This is a genomic window from Nonomuraea turkmeniaca (genome assembly GCF_005889735.1).
Classification (GTDB): domain Bacteria; phylum Actinomycetota; class Actinomycetes; order Streptosporangiales; family Streptosporangiaceae; genus Nonomuraea; species Nonomuraea turkmeniaca.
The window spans coordinates 1-17,455 of the sequence record NZ_VCKY01000224.1; the positions used below are offsets into that span (position 1 = coordinate 1).

Annotated in this window: 16 protein-coding genes; 12 read left to right on the forward strand and 4 right to left on the reverse strand. The window is 72.0% G+C overall.

Annotation, left to right across the window (positions count from 1 at the left end):
- Positions 1-191: 191 nt before the first annotated feature.
- Both ETD86_RS42780 and ETD86_RS42785 read right to left on the reverse strand, forming a co-directional pair.
- A complete protein-coding gene (locus tag ETD86_RS42780; RefSeq protein WP_138672352.1) occupies positions 192-860 on the reverse strand; it encodes an NAD(P)-dependent oxidoreductase in 669 nt (222 codons plus the stop codon).
- Between the two features lie 417 nt (positions 861-1,277).
- Positions 1,278-2,276, reverse strand: coding sequence for a LacI family DNA-binding transcriptional regulator (locus ETD86_RS42785; protein WP_211370662.1), 999 nt, complete (start codon positions 2,274-2,276; stop codon positions 1,278-1,280).
- Positions 2,277-2,546: 270 nt separating this feature from the next.
- Here ETD86_RS42785 and ETD86_RS42790 point away from each other — a divergent pair, with 270 nt between their 5' ends.
- The 9 genes from ETD86_RS42790 to ETD86_RS42830 are packed head-to-tail and all read left to right on the forward strand — an operon-like array spanning position 2,547 to position 12,172.
- Positions 2,547-4,436 carry a primary-amine oxidase gene (locus tag ETD86_RS42790; RefSeq protein ID WP_246149131.1) on the forward strand — a complete coding sequence of 630 codons (1,890 nt, stop codon included), beginning with the start codon at positions 2,547-2,549 and terminating at the stop codon, positions 4,434-4,436.
- A 14-nt stretch (positions 4,437-4,450) separates the two neighbouring features.
- A complete protein-coding gene (locus tag ETD86_RS42795; protein ID WP_138672354.1) occupies positions 4,451-6,070 on the forward strand; it encodes an ABC transporter substrate-binding protein in 1,620 nt (539 codons plus the stop codon).
- A 2-nt stretch (positions 6,071-6,072) separates the two neighbouring features.
- The gene (locus ETD86_RS42800; RefSeq protein ID WP_138672355.1) at positions 6,073-7,041 is read left to right on the forward strand and encodes an ABC transporter permease; all 969 of its coding nucleotides are present in this window, start codon (positions 6,073-6,075) and stop codon (positions 7,039-7,041) included.
- Positions 7,038-7,856 (forward strand): ABC transporter permease, encoded by an 819-nt coding sequence (locus ETD86_RS42805; RefSeq protein ID WP_211370663.1) that lies wholly within the window; start codon positions 7,038-7,040, stop codon positions 7,854-7,856. Before ETD86_RS42800 ends, ETD86_RS42805 begins: the two co-directional genes overlap by 4 nt.
- Positions 7,853-8,806, forward strand: a complete 954-nt coding sequence (locus tag ETD86_RS42810; protein ID WP_138672356.1) for an ABC transporter ATP-binding protein — start codon at positions 7,853-7,855, stop codon at positions 8,804-8,806. Before ETD86_RS42805 ends, ETD86_RS42810 begins: the two co-directional genes overlap by 4 nt.
- A complete protein-coding gene (locus ETD86_RS42815; protein WP_246149134.1) occupies positions 8,803-9,540 on the forward strand; it encodes an ABC transporter ATP-binding protein in 738 nt (245 codons plus the stop codon). Before ETD86_RS42810 ends, ETD86_RS42815 begins: the two co-directional genes overlap by 4 nt.
- Positions 9,537-10,538: a P1 family peptidase gene (locus ETD86_RS42820; RefSeq protein ID WP_138672357.1), complete on the forward strand. Its 1,002-nt coding sequence runs from the start codon at positions 9,537-9,539 to the stop codon at positions 10,536-10,538. The genes ETD86_RS42815 and ETD86_RS42820 overlap by 4 nt, the downstream gene beginning before the upstream one ends.
- Before the next feature lie 2 nt (positions 10,539-10,540).
- Positions 10,541-11,119, forward strand: a complete 579-nt coding sequence (locus ETD86_RS42825) for an FMN-binding negative transcriptional regulator (RefSeq protein ID WP_138672367.1) — start codon at positions 10,541-10,543, stop codon at positions 11,117-11,119.
- Positions 11,120-12,172, forward strand: a complete 1,053-nt coding sequence (locus ETD86_RS42830) for a C45 family autoproteolytic acyltransferase/hydrolase (RefSeq protein WP_138672358.1) — start codon at positions 11,120-11,122, stop codon at positions 12,170-12,172. It begins immediately after the preceding gene.
- 19 nt (positions 12,173-12,191) lie between these two features.
- Here ETD86_RS42830 and ETD86_RS42835 read toward each other — a convergent pair whose 3' ends face one another.
- The gene (locus tag ETD86_RS42835) at positions 12,192-13,355 is read right to left on the reverse strand and encodes an acyl-CoA dehydrogenase family protein (RefSeq protein ID WP_138672359.1); all 1,164 of its coding nucleotides are present in this window, start codon (positions 13,353-13,355) and stop codon (positions 12,192-12,194) included.
- 64 nt (positions 13,356-13,419) lie between these two features.
- Here ETD86_RS42835 and ETD86_RS42840 point away from each other — a divergent pair, with 64 nt between their 5' ends.
- From ETD86_RS42840 to ETD86_RS42850, 3 genes are read left to right on the forward strand one after another with little or no spacing between them, the layout of a single operon-like run.
- Positions 13,420-14,862: an aldehyde dehydrogenase family protein gene (locus ETD86_RS42840; protein ID WP_211370665.1), complete on the forward strand. Its 1,443-nt coding sequence runs from the start codon at positions 13,420-13,422 to the stop codon at positions 14,860-14,862.
- Positions 14,849-16,039, forward strand: a complete 1,191-nt coding sequence (locus tag ETD86_RS42845) for a CaiB/BaiF CoA transferase family protein (RefSeq protein WP_138672361.1) — start codon at positions 14,849-14,851, stop codon at positions 16,037-16,039. The genes ETD86_RS42840 and ETD86_RS42845 overlap by 14 nt, the downstream gene beginning before the upstream one ends.
- Positions 16,036-16,704, forward strand: a complete 669-nt coding sequence (locus ETD86_RS42850) for a GntR family transcriptional regulator (RefSeq protein WP_138672362.1) — start codon at positions 16,036-16,038, stop codon at positions 16,702-16,704. The genes ETD86_RS42845 and ETD86_RS42850 overlap by 4 nt, the downstream gene beginning before the upstream one ends.
- On the opposite strand, the gene ETD86_RS42855 is transcribed toward ETD86_RS42850, so the two are convergent.
- Positions 16,688-17,266 carry a hypothetical protein gene (locus ETD86_RS42855; protein ID WP_138672363.1) on the reverse strand — a complete coding sequence of 193 codons (579 nt, stop codon included), beginning with the start codon at positions 17,264-17,266 and terminating at the stop codon, positions 16,688-16,690. The genes ETD86_RS42850 and ETD86_RS42855 overlap by 17 nt on opposite strands.
- Positions 17,267-17,455: the final 189 nt, after the last annotated feature.

Here is a 17,455-nt window from a genome sequence, read left to right on the forward strand (position 1 = left end):
TTATAGAATAGAAAAAGGGGTCGGAAGGGATGGCGTAGGAGACGATCTCGCGGGTACGCCGGGCGGGGTCGTGGAGCGTGCCGGTGGCGGGGTCGGTCTGCAGGTCGGACAGGGACAGGATGCCGAGTTCCACGGAGGCTGGCTCCTTACGGGCGGGGACGGCGCCGGCCCGTCAGGACCGGCGCACGCGGTCAGTTGCTGATGGCCGGCATGGCCCGCCGGTAGCGGGGGTCGGTGAGCTGGGAGGCCAGGAAGGCGGCGATGTCGGCGCGGCTCATCGCGGAGCCGACCTTGTCGTGGCCGAGGAACCCGGCGCGGATCCGGCCGGTGGCGGGTTTGTCGGTGGGGTTGGTGATGCGGGCGATGGTGTAGTCGAGGCCGGAGCCGGTGACGGCCGCGGTCATGCCCGTCAGTTCGGCCAGCGCGTTCGGGAACATCAGCCGGGCCATGACGGGCAGCACCTTGTGCTTCCAGTGCGGCTGATCGCGCGGGTCGGCCAGCGACGGCGTGGCCAGGCCGATGAAGCGCGCCACCTGCTCGGTTCGCATGGCGTGGACGATGGTGCGGGTGCCGTCAGTCAGCGGGGTGCCGGTGGCCGAGCGTTTCAGGGTCGGGCCGAGCGCGCTGATCACCGCGTCCGCGCCCGTGACCGCCTGCCGGACGGTGGCTGTGTCGGAGAGCCGCCCGACGATGACGATCAGGTTCGGGTGGGTGAGGATGAGCTTGGCCGGGGCGCGGACCAGCGCGGTGACCTGGTGGCCGGCGTCCAGGAGCTGCTGGACGAGCTGTTCGTCTCCGACAGCCTGCCCGGCACCCGGAGCGTTGTGCGTGGCGACCCAGGCGAGAAGTGATTCGAACACCGGCCGAAGCGGTTGGTGAACAGCCGGCGGGTGCGGCGCAGCGCCGCCTCGGCGTCGATCTGGTCCCGGGGCAGCGCCGCCTCGGTGTCGATCTGGTCCCGGGGCGGCGCGGCCGCGGCTCGTCGAGACCGGCCACATCGGATGACAATCTCGGCTTTTCGGCCACGGCTGTGGAAACTTTCACCGGCCTCGTACGGGCTCCGGGAGATCGTTTCCGCTGGTCACTCCGCATTGAGGTGGCTCGGTGGCGGCGCGGAAGGGCGTTGACACCGACCCGGTATTTGTGCGCTTGTGGGCTGTCAGATACCGTCCCGAACGGGAGCGCTCCGATCACCGGACCCCCGGTTGAACACGGAGACAACGCAATGCCGCTCGCCGGGCGGCCCTCGCGCGTCCGGCGGGCGGTGTTGTGATGGGCTACCCGCGGCGCCGGGTCGAGGTGCGGACGGCCAGCTCTATGGGATGCACGCGCTCCGTCCCCACCGGCGCCGCGCCCGACAGCAGCTCGAACAGCAGCTCGGCGCAACTGGCCCCGGCCTCCTTGGGGCGCAGGTCGATCGCCGTGATCGGCGGGTCGGCCTGGCGGGTGCCGGCATTGTCGACGCACGACGCGAGCAGCACGTCCACCCCGGCCTCCCGCAACAACGGCGCGACCTCGGCCGCCGCCCCCGCCGGCGCGCAGACCAGCGCGTCCAGCGGCACGTCGTCCGCACCAGGCGACGACAGGAGGGTGCGGGTGGCGGAGCGGACCTCGTCGCCCGTGGCGTCGAACGACACCCGCCGCACCAGCGGCGCCACCCCGTTGGCGGCACACCAGTCCAGGTAGCCCCGGTGCACGCTGGCCGCCCAGTCGCTCTCGTCGCCCGCCACGATCAGGGCCGGGCGGACCGATCCTGACTCGCGCAGGTGGTCGAGCAGCCGGGACAACATCGCCGCGTGCTCCGACCACACCACCCCGTCCGCCTGCCGGTCGCCGGGGAAACGTTCGCACGAGACCGTCGGCAACCCCGTCGCCATCAGGCTCTCCACCACAGGGTCGCCCCCGAGCGGGTCGCCGAGCACCAGGCCGTCGACGCGCGGCGGCCGTGACCTGCGCTGACCCGAGGTGATCAGCGTGACGTCGTAGTCGTGCCGCGCCGCCGCCTCCACCACGCCGAACACGAACGACATGTAGTACGAGGACCTGGTCAGCACCTCGGGCACGTGCAGTCCGATGGTGCCGGTGCTGGCCTTGCGCAGGTGCCGGGCGGAGCCGTTGGGCACGTAGCCGAGCCGCTCCGCGACCTGCGCCACCGCGGCGCGCGTCGCCTCGGACACCCGTCCGGAGCCGCGCAGCGCGTCGGAGGCCGTGGTCTTGGACACCCCCGCCTCCCTGGCGACGGTGAGGATCGTGACCGGCTCGTCTGCTGCTTGCACGCCCCGATGGTAGCGGCCCATCGGCGCACCTCCTCCCGGCCCGGCGGCGCGCTTCCCCGCGGTCCGCGTCCGGTTGCCGGCCGGTCTGCCTCCCCCGGTCCGCCACTGGTTGCGGACCGCCTCAGGTAGACGGTCCACGTCCGGTGGGCGGACCCTCCGGCGGTAAACGATGTGTTTCGCCTGGCGCCCAGGTCTTGTCTCCTCCGGCCATCGCAATTATGTTAGCCCGACATTGCCGGAACGTTCCGGCAGCAGAAAGGGGCGGAGACGTTGCACCTGACCATCGGCAAGCAGCCGCATCCTCTCGACCCGCTCGCCGCGCAGGAGATCGACGAGGTCAGGCGGATCCTGATGGAGGAGGGTCTGCTGACCGAGACGGTGCGGGTGGCCTACCTCGGCCTGGAGGAGCCGCCGAAGGCCGAGGTGCTGGCGTACCAGCCGGGAGGCCCCATCCACCGCCGCGCCCGCGCGTTCCTCCTCGACCTGGCCACCGAGCAGGCCGAGGACGTCATCGTGTCGATCAGCGAGGGCAAGGCCGAGTCCCGCCGCCCGATCGACCCGCTCACCGACGGCCAGGTCCCCATGCTGGACGAGGAGCACGCCCTGGTCAGGAACGTCCTCAAGGAGGACGCCGGTTGGGCGAGGGCACTACGCGCACGGGGAATCGGCGACCCCGCGAGCGTCTACCTGGCCGCGCTCAGCGCCGGGCACTTCGGCCTCCCCGAGGAGGAGGGCCGCAGGGTGGCCAGAGTGCTGGCGCACCTGATGCCGGCCCCGGACAGCCTCCCGTGGGCGCACCCGGTGGACGGCCTGGTCGCGTACGTGGACCTGATCAAGGGCGAGGTCATCGAGATCGTCGACACCGGCCCCCAGCCGATCCCGGACGAGCCCGGCGACTACCACCACGGCCCGCACCGCACCACGCAGAAGCCCATCCACATCACCCAGCCGGACGGCCCGAGCTTCACCGTCGACGGACCGCTGATCACCTGGGAGAAGTGGAGCCTGCGCCTCGGCTACGACATGCGCGAGGGCCTGACCCTGCACCAGATCGGCTTCGAGGACGGCGGCCGCACCAGGCCGATCGTCTACCGGGCGTCGGTGGCCGAGATGGTGGTGCCGTACGGGGACCCGAGCCCGATCAGGTTCTGGCAGAACTACTTCGACACCGGCGAGTACCAGCTCGGCAAGCTCGCCAACTCCCTCGAACTCGGCTGCGACTGCCTGGGCGAGATCACCTACTTCGACGCCGTCGTCACGGACGGCGCCGGCGTCCCCAAGGTGATCACGAACGCCATCTGCATGCACGAAGAGGACTACGGCGTCCTCTGGAAGCACACCGACCCGGCCAACGGATCGCGGGAAACCCGACGCCAGCGCCGCCTGGTGATCTCGTTCTTCGTCACCGTCGGCAACTACGACTACGGCTTCTACTGGTACCTCTACCTCGACGGCACCATCGAGCTCGAGGTGAAGGCCACCGGCATCGTCTTCACCGGCGCCTACGACGACCGGGCCGCGCCCTACAGCTCGGAGATCGCGCCGGGGCTGGCCGCGCCGTACCACCAGCACCTGTTCAGCGCCCGGCTGGACATGACGGTGGACGGTGTGGCGAACGCGGTCGACGAGGTGGAGGCGATACCGCTCGGAGGGCATGCGTTCGGCCGCGCCGCGACCCGGCTGCGTACCGAACGACAGGCCCGGCGCGACGCCGACCTCAAAGCCGAGCGCACCTGGCACGTCGTCAACCCCGGCGTACGCAACCGCCTCGGCCGCCCCGTCGGCTACGCCCTGCACCCCGAGGGCAAGCCCACGCTGATGGCCGCGGAGGGGTCGTCCATCCACAGGAGGGCGGAGTTCGCGACCAAGCATCTGTGGGTCACCCAATACCACCCCGAGGAGCGCTATCCCGCCGGCGACCTGGTCAACCAGCATCCCGGCGGCGCGGGCCTGCCCGCCTACACCAGGGCGGACCGCGATATCGACGGGCAGGACATCGTGCTGTGGCACACGTTCGGCCTGACGCATTTCCCCCGCACCGAGGACTGGCCGATCATGCCCGTCGACACCTGCGGGTTCGTACTCAAGCCGGTCGGGTTCTTCGACCGCAACCCCACGCTCGACGTCCCGCCGAGCGCCGCCGCACGTTCCTGCCACTAGAGGAGAAGAGGCCCATGCGTCCGATACGCCTGGCCTGCGGTGTCACGGCCGTCATGCTCGCCACGGCCTGCGCCGCCAGCACCGGAACGACCACCGCCCCCACGCCCGACGCACAGGAAAGCCCGGGATATCTCACCGTCGCCGATGAGAAGCTGCCCGCCGGGGGCACGCTCAACCTGGCGGTGCACATCGACAGCGGCGCCGCGACCGGGTACGACCCGCAGCTCGCCGACGTCGCCACCACCTGGCAGCTGCTGTCGCTGTCGTACGAGACGCTGGTCACGATCGGCCCCGACTTCAGCGTCCAGCCGCTGCTGGCCGAGAAGTGGGAGACCCCGACGCCCACCGAGTACGTCTTCCACCTGCGCCAGGGCGTCACCTTCTCCAACGGCCGGGCGATGACGGCCGATGACGTGGTCGGCAGCCTGAAGCGGCTGCTGGCGTCCAAGTCGGTGTGGCGCGGCCAGCTCGGCCCGGTCAAGTCGGTCACCAAGGACGGCGACAGCACCGTCAAGGTGACCTTGTCGGAGCCGTACACGCCGTTCCTCGCGGCCCTCGCGAACGTGCCCGCCGCGGTCCTCCCGATGAAGGAGATCGACGACAAGTCGGTCGACCCGGCCACCACGTTGCTCGGCACCGGCCCGTACGTGGTCGAGAACCACCGCCAGGACGTGTCGTGGACGTTCAAGAAGAACGCCGAGTACTGGGCCAAGGAGAAGCCGGCGGCCGACACGCTGAACATCACGATCGCCCCCGAGGAGGCCGCCCGCATCGCGGCCCTGCAGAACGGCGGCGCGGCCATGGCCACGCTGGGCAATGTCGACTCCAGCACGATGCTGGCCGGCGCGAAGGACGTCAAGGTCGTCACCCAGGCCACCACCGACTTCTACTACCTGATGCTCAACACCCAGGCGCCGAATTCGAAGGTGGCCGACCCGAAGGTGCGCCAGGCGATCAACATCGCGCTCGACGCCCAGCAGATCGCCGACGTGGCGCTCGGCGGCAAGGGCAAGCCGACCGCGATCACCCCGGCCGGCCTGCCCGGCGCCTGCGACCCGGCCGCGCTCCCGTCGGCGGCCAAGAGCGTGGACGAGGCCAAGAAGCTGCTGGCGGAGGCGGGCGCGCAGAACCTGTCGTTCACGCTCAGCATCTTCAACACCGAGCCGGCCCCGGCCGTCGCCCAGGTGATCCAGCAGAACCTCCAGCAGGCCGGCGTCACCGTCAAGATCGAGCAGATGGACGAGGCGAGCTGGGCGGGCAAGGTGTACGGCAAGGCGCCCGCCGAGTTCGACGCCGCTCTGTCGTGGTTCGCCGGGTACGCCGACCCCGGCATGGTCACCAAGTGGTGGAACCCGGAGACGGCCGGCTTCAACGTCGGCTTCATGAAGCCGGACAAGGAGCTCAACACGCTGATCGACGCGGCGGGCGAGCAGCCCGCCGGCGCGGAAAGGGACGAGGCCCTGGCCGCGGTCTGCGCCAAGGCCGACGCGGACGCGCAGATGATCCCGCTGGTCACCCGTCCCGCCACGGTCGCCTACCGCACCGACGCGCTCAGCCCCAGCCTGTACGCCACCGAGGGCTACGGCAACGTCCTGCGCCTGGTCGCCGACGCCCGCGTGAAGAAGTCCCGGTAACGATGCGGCTGCTCATGTGGTGGTCCGGCCGGGCGCTCAGTTCGGCCGCGACCCTCCTCGGCGTCTCGGTGCTGATCTTCGCGGCCGTGCGGATGATGCCGGGCGGCTTCGCCGAGACCGTGCTGGGCCCGTTCGCCACGGCCGAGCAGGAGGCGGAGCTGGCCGCACGGTACGGGCTGGACCAGCCGGTGCTCCTGCAGTACGGGCACTGGCTGGCCGCCGTCGGAGGCGGCGACTTCGGCGTCTCGATGATCAGCCGCCAGCCGGTCGGCGCCGAGTTGCTGGCTCGGCTGCCGATCACAGCGGAGCTGACCGTCCTGGCGGTGGCCGCGAGCGCGTTGTTCGGGGTGCCGCTGGGCGTGCTCACCGCCGTCCGCGCGCGCCCGGGCGGCGGCGGGGCGGCCGGGCGGCTGCTCAGCGGGCTCGGCGTCAGCGTGCCGGAGTTCGTGCTGGGCAGCCTGGTCGTCTTCGTGTTCTCCCGGCACGCGCTCGGCCTGGAGGTCGGCTCCTGGGTGCCGCTCACCCAGGATCCGGCCGCGAACCTGGCCACGATGGTGCTGCCGGCGGCCGTGCTGTCGGTGTTCGCCATCTCGGTCACGGCCAGGACCACCCGGGACGCCGTCATGGGCGTGCTGGTGGAGCCGTACGTCACGGCGGCGGTCGGGCGGGGCGAGTCGCCGTGGTTCATCGTCAGGCACCACATCCTGCGCAACGCCGCCACCCCGGTGGTCACGCTGCTCGGCACGATCACCGCGTACCTGCTCGGCGGGGCGCTCATCGTGGAGCACGTGTTCAACTTGCCGGGCGTCGGGTCGTACATCGTGCAGGCCGTCGGCCGCCGCGACTACGCGGTCGTGCAGGCCGGGGTGCTGCTCGCGGCCGCGGTCTTCATCGTCATGAACGTGCTGATCGACCTGCTCGTCGGCGTCCTCGACCCACGGCTCGGCGTGCTCGCGGGGAGGAGATCGTGAAGAAGCTGGATCGGCTGACCGTCGGCGGGCTGGCCTGCCTGGCGGTACTGGTGGTGTTCGCGCTCGGCTCGCTGGTCGGCGCCGGGGGAGACCCGGACGCGATCGTCGGCCCCCGGCTGCAGCCGCCAGGACCCGGCTGGTGGCTGGGCACCGACAACCTGGGCCGCTCGGTGCTGCCGCGCGTCATGGAGGGCGTCGGCACGACGCTGCTGCTGTCGTCGGTCGCCGTGCTGGTCACGGCGGCGGTCAGCGCGACGTTCGGCATCGTGGCCGGATATCGTGGCGGCTACCTGAACGAGCTGGTGATGCGCCTGGTGGAAGTGCTCTACTCCTTTCCCGCCATCGTGCTCGCGATCCTGGTCGCCGCCGTCCTCGGCCCCGGCCAGACGGCCGCGCTGGCCAGCATCGTGCTGGTGACGATCCCGCTGATGACCCGGCTCGTGCGGGCCGCCGCCGTGGCGGTGTCCCAGCGCGACTACGTCACCTCCGCCGTCATCAGCGGCGCCCGGCTGCCCCGCGTGCTCGGCCGCCACGTGCTGCCGAACGTGGCCGGCACCATCGCCGTGCAGGGCACGTACGCGTTGTCCGTCGGCATCGCGGTCGAGGGCGGGCTGAGCTTCCTCGGCTTCGGCGTGCAACCGCCACAGGCGTCGCTCGGGGTGCTCATCCAGCAGGGCGGCACGTACATGATCGCCGCGCCCTGGCTGATCCTCGGTCCCGGGGTCGTGCTCGTGGCGGCGATCCTGGCGATCAACGTGGTGGGCGACGGGCTGCGCGACCGGCTCGAGCCCCGGGAGACGAGGTCACTGACATGAGCCTGCTCGCCGTGCGCAACCTGGTGATCGACTACGCCGAGACGCGGGCGCTGGACGGCGCCGACCTGGACCTGGCGCGGGGGGAGACGCTCGGGCTGGTCGGCGAGAGCGGCTCGGGCAAGTCCACGCTCGGCTCCGCCGTCGGCCGGCTCCTGCCCACGACGGCCCGGCGCACCGAGGGAGAGGTGCTGGTGGCCGGGGAGCCGGTGTTCGACCTGCCCGCTCGTGAGGTACGCAAGCTGCGCAAGAAGCACCTCGGGTTCGTCTTCCAGGACCCGATCGCCTCCCTCGACCCCACGATGCGGGTCGGCAACCAGCTGCGCCTGGTGCTCGGGCGCGGTGGTGACGTGCGCTTCCACCTGGGGCGGGTCAAGCTGGACGACCCCCGCGTGCTGCGCGCGTACCCGCACCAGCTGTCCGGCGGCATGGCGCAGCGGGTGGCCATCGCCATGGCCATGGCCACCTCGCCCGAGCTGCTCGTCGCCGACGAGCCGACCGCCGCCCTGGACACCCAGGTGCGGGAGGAGGTGCTGAACGTGGTCTTCTCGCTGGCCGCCGACGCCGGCACGAGCATCCTGTGGCTCAGCCACGACCTGCCTGCCGTCGCCCGCCGTTGCGACCAGGTCGCGGTCATGTACGGCGGCCGCGTCGTCGAGCGCGGCCCCGCCCGCGAGGTCCTCGGCAGGCCCGTCCACCCGTACACGGCGGCCCTGGCCGGCTCGGCGCCCGCCGCGGCGGGCCACGGCGTCCGCCTGGAGCCGGTGCCGGGGCGGCCACCGGTGCTCACCGGCCCCTCGCCGGGCTGCGCGTTCGCGCCCCGTTGTGCGTTCGCGGAGGAGCGCTGCGACCACGAGCGCCCGCAGCCCGTCCTGGTCCGCGAGCAGGAGGTCTTGTGCCACCGGGCCGCCGAGCTCTCCGAGGCGGAGACACCCAGGGAGGTCACAGCGTGATCCTCGAACTCGACGGCGTCACCGTCACCTTCACCGCCGGACCGCCGCTGCGGCGCATCCACCTGAACGCCATGAAGCACGTCTCCCTGGCCGTCGCCGAGGGCGAGACGCTCGGCCTGGTCGGCGAGTCGGGCTCCGGCAAGACCACGACCAGCCGGGTCGCGCTCGGCCTGCAACGGCCCACCTCCGGGACCGTCAGGTTCGACGGCCGCCCCTTCCCCAAGCGGCGGCGGGAGCTGGCCGGCCGCATGCAGGCCGTGCTCCAGCATCCGCACTGGTCGCTCAACCCCAGGATGCGGGTCGGTCAGAGCGTCGCCGAGCCCCTGACGGTGCTCGGCCGCCCGGCCGGTGACGCGGTCACCGAGATGCTGGAGCACGTCGGCCTGGAGGCGTCGTTCGCCGGCCGCTACCCGCACGAGCTGTCCGGCGGCCAGCGGCAGCGCGTGTCCATCGCCCGCGCGCTGGTCACCAGGCCCGCCTTCATCGTGTTCGACGAGGCCGTCAGCGCGCTGGACGTCTCCGTACAGGTGCAGATCCTCAACCTGATCAAGGACCTGCAGGCCGAGTACGGTTTCAGCGCCCTGTTCATCTCCCACGACCTCGGCGCGGTCCGCTACGTCGCCGATCGCATCGCGGTCATGCGCTCCGGCGAGGTCGTCGAGACCGCCGACACGGAGACCTTCTACACCGCGCCCGCCCACGAGTACTCGAAGCAACTGTTGGAGGCCCTGTGACCACCGAGCCACGGCTCGCTCAGCCATCCGCGTTCGCGCCCGGCGTCCCGCGCAACGCGGACCTGCCGCTGACCCCGCAGCCCAGCCCGGGGCGCGGCTCGGTCGCGTTCGACCTGCCAGGCGTGCATGTGGGCACCGCCGAGTACGCCGAGGGCCCCACCGGTTGCACGGTGCTCCACATCCCGGCAGGCGCCAGGACGGCGGTGGACGCGCGGGGCGGCGCGGTCGGCATGAGCGGCGGCTACGACTTCAACCACGCCATCTGCCTGGCCGGCGGCTCGGTGTACGGGCTGGCGGCCGCGGCCGGCGTGAGCGACGAGCTGCTGGCCCGCCGGAACAACCAGACGAAGTGGGATGAGCTCCAGCTGGTGTCCGGGGCGGTGATCTACGACTTCTCGGCCCGGGACACCGCCGTCTACCCCGACGGCGAGCTGGGCCGGGCCGCGCTGCGCAACGCCGTCGAAGGGGAGTTCCCGGTGGGCCGGTGCGGCGCCGGGCGCACGGCGAGCGCGGGCAAGGTCGAGTTCGGCCGGGCCGAGTTCGCCGGGCAGGGCGCGGCGTTCGCCACGTTCGGTGAGGCCAGGGTGCTGGTGGCGACCGTGGTGAACGCCGTAGGGGCGGTGATCGACCGGCAGGGCCAGGTGGTGCGCGGCAACTACCACGCCGAGGAAGGCACGCGCCGCCACCCGAGCGCCGACTACGCCCGGTCCATCAGTGAAGGCGCCATCGGCGACCCGGCCCCGGCCGTCATGGGCAACACCACCCTCACCGTGATGGTGACGAACGTGAAGCTGACCGACATCGAGCTGCTCCAGGTCGGCCGCCAGGTGCACAGCTCGATGCACCGTGGCATCCAGCCGTTCCACACGCTCACCGACGGCGACGTGTTGTTCGCGATGACCACCGACGAGGTGGACCTGGTGGGCGTCAAGCCGACCGGCCTCGGCACGCTCGCGTCCGAGGTCGCGTGGGACGCGATCCTGAGCGCGGTGCAGTGAGCATGCACGTCTTCCCGCGTTACGCCGCCAAGGACCCGAAGCAGGTGGCCGAGCTGATCAGGCAGAACCCGTTCGCGCTGGTCGTCAGCGCGATCGACGGGGTGCCGGTGGCCACCCACGTCCCGGTCATCCAGGACGGCGGCACGCTGCTCGGACACATGGCCCGCGCCAACCCGCACTGGCGCTCCTGGGCATCCTCGCCCGAGGTGCTCGTGGTGTTCTCCGGTCCGCACGGTTACGTCTCACCCACCGTGTACGCCACCGACCCGGCCGTCCCCACGTGGGACTACGCGGCCGTCCACGTGACCGGCCGGGTCGAGCTGATCGACGACGCCCTGGACGTGGTCGAGCGCACGGTCACGGCCCTGGAGTCGCTGCGCTCGCCGGCATGGGAGCCGACCCCCGCATCCAGGGAGAGGTTCACCGCGCTGCTACCCGGGGTAGTGGCCTTTCGTGTGCACGTGCGTACCGAACAGAGCATGTTCAAGCTGAGCCAGGACATGGACGCGGAGCGGTACGCGCGCGTTCGTGACGCGTTCGCCGCCGAGAACCCCCAGCTCGCCGACCTGATGGACCGGTAAATGACCTTTCCCACGTTCACGTCCACGCAACTCGACCCCCGTGCCCGCGGCAAGGAGCTGGGCACCCACAGACGTAAGGCGATCGTCGCCAACCTGGCCGGCTACTCCGACCTGTTCGCCGTCGCCGGGGCCACACCGGCGCAGGTGCGCGCGTGGGGCGAGCGGGCGCTCGACCGCAGCGCCGACTGGGCGCCGCAGCTGGCCGAGGAGATCGCCGGGATCGCGGCCGGCGCCGGGCTGGAGCCCTGGCAGGTGGCCGTGGTCAACGCCCGCACCGAGATCCTGGCCGCCATCGACGCGACCGGTGAGGGGGAGTGCTCCACGTCCGTCGTGCTGCCCGGGCCGCGTACGGTGCAGACCTGGGACTGGCACGACCACCTGCGTGACGCGCCCATGCTCTGGGAGCTGGAGCCCCGCCCCGGGCACGTCGTGCGGACGTTCACGGAGGCCGGGGCGCTGGCCAAGATCGGCGTCAACACGGCGGGTCTCGGCATCCACTTCAACATCCTGCGCCACGAGTCCGACTCCGCCGAGCTGGGCGTGCCGGTGCACCTGATCGCCCGCCGCATCCTGGAGGAGGCCGCCACCGTCGAGGAGGCCATCGCCGTCGCCATGTCCGCCCCGGTCTCCGCCTCCACCGTCATCACCGCCGTGACCTCGGACGACGCGGCCTCGATCGAGATCTCCCCGGCCGGGGTCGGTGTCATCCCGCCGGAGCAGGGCGTTCTGCAACACTGCAACCACTTCCTCGCCCCCGGGCTCGCGGAGGGGGAGCGTCACGCCACCGACCGGCCCAGCACGTACGACCGCCTCCAGCACCTGCGCGACCGCGTCGAGGAGCTGAGCGGCGACGACCACACCGCGCGGGCGCTGGCCATGCTCAGCCACGGCCCTGACGCGGCGCCCGTCTGCGCCCACCCGGACCTGACGCAGCCGATCAACCAGCGGTGGGAGACCGTCGCGACGATCGCGCTGGACCTGCCCGCCGGGCGGCTGCGGGTGCACCAGGGCGGCCCCTGCCAGGTCACGGAGGAGACCTGGCAGGTCTTCTGAGCCGGCCCAGCGGGCGGGCTCAGTGGAACGCGCCGATTCCGGTGAGCGCCTTGCCCAGGACCAGCGTGTGGATCTCCGAGGTGCCCTCGTAGGTCAGGACCGACTCCAGGTTCACGGCGTGCCTGATCACCGGGTATTCGAGGGTGATGCCGCTCGCGCCCAGCACCGTGCGGCAGGTCCTGGCGATCTCCAGGGCCTCGCGTACGTTGTTCAGCTTGCCGGCGCTCACCTGCTCGGGCGTGATCGTGCCCGCCTCCTTCAGCCGCCCGAGGTGCACCGCGAGCAGCAGGCCCTTGCCCAGCTCCAGCGCCATGTCGGCGAGCTTCTCCTGGGTGAGCTGGTACGACGACAACGGCCTGGCGAACACCTCGCGGTCGCCCGCGTATGCGATGGCCGTCTCCAGGCAGTCGAGCGCCGCCCCCATCGCGCCGAACACGATCCCGAACCGGGCCTCGTTCAGGCAGCCCAGCGGCCCGGACAGTCCGCGCGCGCCCGGCAGCATGGCCGCGTCCGGCAGTCGCACGCCGTCCAGCACCAGCTCGCTGGTCACGCTTGCGCGCAGCGACACCTTGTGCTTGAGGTCGTTGGCGGTGAAGCCGGGTGTGCCCGCCGGGACCAGGAAGCCCCTGATCCCCTCGTCCGTGCGCGCCCACACCACGGCCACGTCCGCGACCGAGCCGTTGGTGATCCACATCTTGGTGCCGTTGAGCACCCAGTCGCCGCCTTCGCGCTTGGCCGTGGTGCGCATGCCGCCGGGGTCGGAGCCGAAGTCCGGCTCGGTCAGTCCGAAGCAGCCGATCCGCTCGCCGGCCGCCATCGCGGGCAGCCACTCCTGCTTCTGCTCCTCGCTGCCGTACTTCCAGATCGTGTACATCGCGAGCGAGCCCTGGACGGACACCAGGCTGCGCAGGCCGGAGTCGGCGGCCTCCAGCTCCAGGCAGGCCAGCCCGTACGCGACCGCGCCGAGGCCGGCACAGCCGTACCCCTCCAGGTGCATGCCCAGCACGCCGACCTCGCCGAGGGCGCGCGCGAGCTCGCGGGCCGGCAGCTCGCCGCTCTCGAACCAGCCGGCGACGTGCGGCCGGATCTCCCGGTCGCACACCTTCCTGACCGTGGTCCTGATCTCGCGTTCCTCGTCGGTGAGCAGCGTGTCCAGGGCGAACAGCGCGGTCGGGGCGATCATTGAACCTCCGTATTTTGGATCCAATATTGAAAATCCAATATTACACAGTTAGGGTGCGTTGACCATGGACGTTCTGAATCTGATCGGTGGTCGCTGGGTCGAGGGGGAGGGCGAGGAGTTCGCCGACACCAACCCGGCCCGGCCGGGGGAAGTGGTGGCGCGCGGGCGGTTCGCCTCGGCGCGGGAGGCCGAACGGGCCGTCGCCGCGGCCCGCGAGGCCGCGACCGGCTGGGCCGCCACCCCGCACCACGCCCGCGCCGCCGTCCTGCTGGGCGCGGCGGACATCGTGGACCGCGAGGCCGACGCGTGGGGCGCCGAGCTGGCCCGCGAGGAGGGCAAGACGCTGCCGGAGGCGGTGGCCGAGGTCCGCGGCTCCGCCCGCATCCTGCGGTACTACGCCGGCGAGGCCGACCGGGAGAGCGGCGAGATCTACGGGTCGCCGCGGCCGGGCGAGAACGTCCTCGTCGTCCGCAAGCCGATCGGCGTCATCGGCATGATCACACCGTTCAACTTCCCGATCGTCATCCCGGCGTGGAAGATCGGGCCCGCGCTCAGCTACGGCAACACCGTCGTGTGGAAGCCGTCGTCGCTGGTGCCGCTGCTGGCGTACCGGCTGGCGCAGGCCCTGACGGACGCCGGCCTGCCCCCTGGGGTGCTCAACCTCGTGTACGGCGAGGCCGAGGCCGGCTCGGCCATCGTCGACCACCCCGGCGTGCACGCGGTCTCCTTCACCGGCTCCACGGCGGTCGGCCGGGCCGTCATCGCCCGTTGCGGCCAACTGGGCAAGCCGGTGCAGACGGAGATGGGCGGCAAGAACGCCTCGATCGTGCTCGCCGACGCCGACCTGGAGCATGCCGCCGAGCAGGTGTGCCTGGGCGCGTTCCGGTCCACGGGGCAGAAGTGCACGGCCACGTCGCGACTCATCGTGGCGTCCCAGGTGGCCGACGAGCTCCTCGAACGGGTCGTCGCCCGGGCCGCGAGCCTCGTGGTGGGCGACCCGCTGGAAGCAGGCGTCGAGATGGGCCCCCTGGTCAGCTCGGCCGCCAGGGACCGGGTCTCGGCCGGGGTCGTGCGGGCCGTCGAAGAGGGGGCCAAGCAGCTGGCCGGCGGCACTTTCCGTGACCGTGAAGGCTGGTTCGCGGCCCCCACCGTGCTCGACCTGCCGGGCACGGGCGTGGACTTCTGGCACACCGAGCTGTTCGGGCCGGTCGTCGGCGCCCTGCGGGCGGACGGGACCGAGGAGGCGCTGGGGCTGGCGAACCTCAGCGACCACGGCCTGTCCGCCGCCATCTTCACCAGGGACCTCGGTGTGGCGTTGCAGGCCGTGCAGCGGCTGGAGGTGGGCGTGCTGCACGTCAACTCCGAGTCGGCGGGGACGTTCCCGTACGTGCCGTTCGGCGGGACCAAGCAGAGCGGGTTCGGGCCGAAGGAGCAGGGGCGGGCCGCGCGCGAGTTCTTCACCCAGACGGTGACCGTCTACCTCGGGGCGCCGCATGAGCGAGCGTAGCGAGCGAAGCAGCGGAGCGCTGTCCGGTCTGCTGGTCGCCGACTTCAGCCGGGTGCTGGCCGGGCCGTACGCCACCATGCTGCTGGCCGATCTGGGGGCCGAGGTGGTCAAGGTGGAGCGGCCCGGGGCCGGGGACGACACCCGCGCGTGGGGGCCGCCGTACGGGCCCGGCGGCGAGGCCACGTACTTTCTCGGGGTCAACCGCAACAAGCGCTCGATCGCGCTCGACCTGCGGGCCGACGTGGAGGTCGCGCGGGCCCTGGCGGTCCGCGCGGACGTGCTCGTGGAGAACTTCCGGCCCGGGACGATGGAGCGGCTCGGGCTCGGGTACGACGCGCTCCGGGAGCTGAACCCGGGGCTGGTCTACTGCTCGATCACCGGGTTCGGGTCAGGGGCCGGGGCTGAATTGCCGGGATACGACCTGATCGCGCAGGCGGTGGGCGGGCTGATGAGCGTCACCGGGGAGCCGGACGGGCCGGGGACTAAGGCGGGGGTGGCGTTGGTCGACGTGATCACGGGTCTGCACGCCGCCCTGGGGATCCTGGCGGCCCTCCATCACCGTGACCGGACCGGCCAGGGCGGCCGCGTCTTCGACGGCGTGCGGACGTCGGGCGGCGGTGAGGGTCAGCGCGTTGAAGTGTCCCTTCTCTCCTCACTTCTATCGGCGCTCACCAACCACGCCTCCGCCTACGCGGCCGCCGGGGTGGTGCCGCGGGCCATGGGCAACCGGCATCCCAGCATCGTCCCGTACGAGGTGTTCGAGACGGCCGACCGCCCGCTGGTGATCGCGGCCGGCAACGACCGCCTGTTCCAGGCTCTCTGCGAGACGCTGGGCCGCAAGGACCTCGCGCGGGACGACCGCTACGCCACCAACGCCGGCCGGGTCGCCGCCCGCGAGGGGCTGGTCGCCGACCTGAACGCCGCCCTCCGGGAACGCCCGGCCGATGAGTGGTTCGAGCTGCTCACCGCCGCCGGAGTGCCCTGCGGCCCGATCAACGACCTGGCCGCCGCCTTCGCCCTCGCCGACGACCTCGGCCTGGAGCCCGCCGTGGACCTCGACGGCGTGGGCCAGGTCGCCAACCCGATCCGCCTCAGCGCCACCCCGCCCGCCTACCGCCGCCCGCCCCCGGCTCTCGGTCAGGACCAGGGATGGCTTCGTGAGATATTGGGGCCGTGAGTCCGGACGAGGCACGACGCAGGCCGCCGACGGCCCAGCAGTTCGTGCTGGGTGAGCTGCGCCGTGCCATCACGACCGGCCGCCTGCGTCCCGGCACGCCGATCCGGCAGGACGCCCTGGCCGAGGAGCTCCAGGTCAGCCGCGTTCCCTTGCGCGAGGCGCTCAAGACGCTGGAGGGCGAGGGCCTGGTCACGTACAAGGCGCACAAGGGCTACTGCGTCGCCACGCTCTCCCTCGACGACCTGCGCGAGGTCTACCGCATCCGCGAGCTGCTGGAGGAGGAGGCCGTGCGGCGGGCCGTCGACCGCCTCACCGACGCCGACCTCGACCGGCTGGAGGCGGCCCAGGCAGAGGTCGAGCAGGCCGCGGCGGCAGGCGACGTCTTGGCCATGGCGACCGCCAACCGGCTGTTCCACATGACGTTGTTCGAGTGCGCGGGCATGCCGCGGCTGGCCCGCCTGATCAGGACGCTCTGGGACACGACGGACGCGTACCGGTCGATGTACTACGGGGACGCCGGCAACCGGGAGCGGGTGATCAAGGAACATCGCGCCACCCTGGACGCCCTGCGCCGCCGCGCCGCCGACGAGGCCGTCGCCACGCTCGACGTGCACCGCGCCCACGCGGTGGCCGAGCTGGAGTCCTTGCTCACCCCGGCCACGTGAGGGGCAGCGTGGAGATCGGCTCGCCCTTCTGGTCGAGCAGCTCCACGCTCGCCACCTGGTCGTGGCCCGGCGCCCAGGCCAGCACCTGCAGGCCGTGCTCCGGGACCATGGTGGTCCGGCCCTCGAACCTGACGGCGCTCACCTCCGCCGACAGCCGCAGCACGGCGTACGCCACCCACTTCGCCGGCCACGGGAGCCACCGGCCCGCGTTGATGTCGGACCGCGCCGCGCCGTCCGCCCGGCCGTGCCCGTTCAGCTCCATGGCCGTCGCGCTCGGGGCCAGCAGGTCGTCAGCGGGCCCCGCCGCGCTGCTGGTGCCGTCGCGCAGAATCCAGCGGCCGCCGCGGTTCTGCGACAGCAGCCAGACGTCGAGCCAGAACCGGCCGACGTCGTCGAGCCGGGCGAAGGCCGTCGTGGCCAGCCGGTCGCCCACGTAGAGGGACAGCGGCGAGAAACGGTGCCGTCCGCCGAGAGTCTCCGGCAGAACCTTCGGCAGTCCGTGAGCTATGAGTCGCCGGGTCTCGGTCGCGGGAGTGTACCCAGAATGGTGAGTACGATCCACGCGCTCATCGTACTCCCCGGGTCACCTCGCGCAGCTGTCGCGGCAGCCGCCGAACCGTGCCGTGCCGTGTCGGGCCGCGGCCATCGCGCCCGCCTGCACGACGGCCACCCCCGCGGCCAGGCTTGATCGGCTCATCGGCACGGCGGAATTCTACGGGGGCCGGGAGCCGCCGAGCAGGGGGTCAGGTGG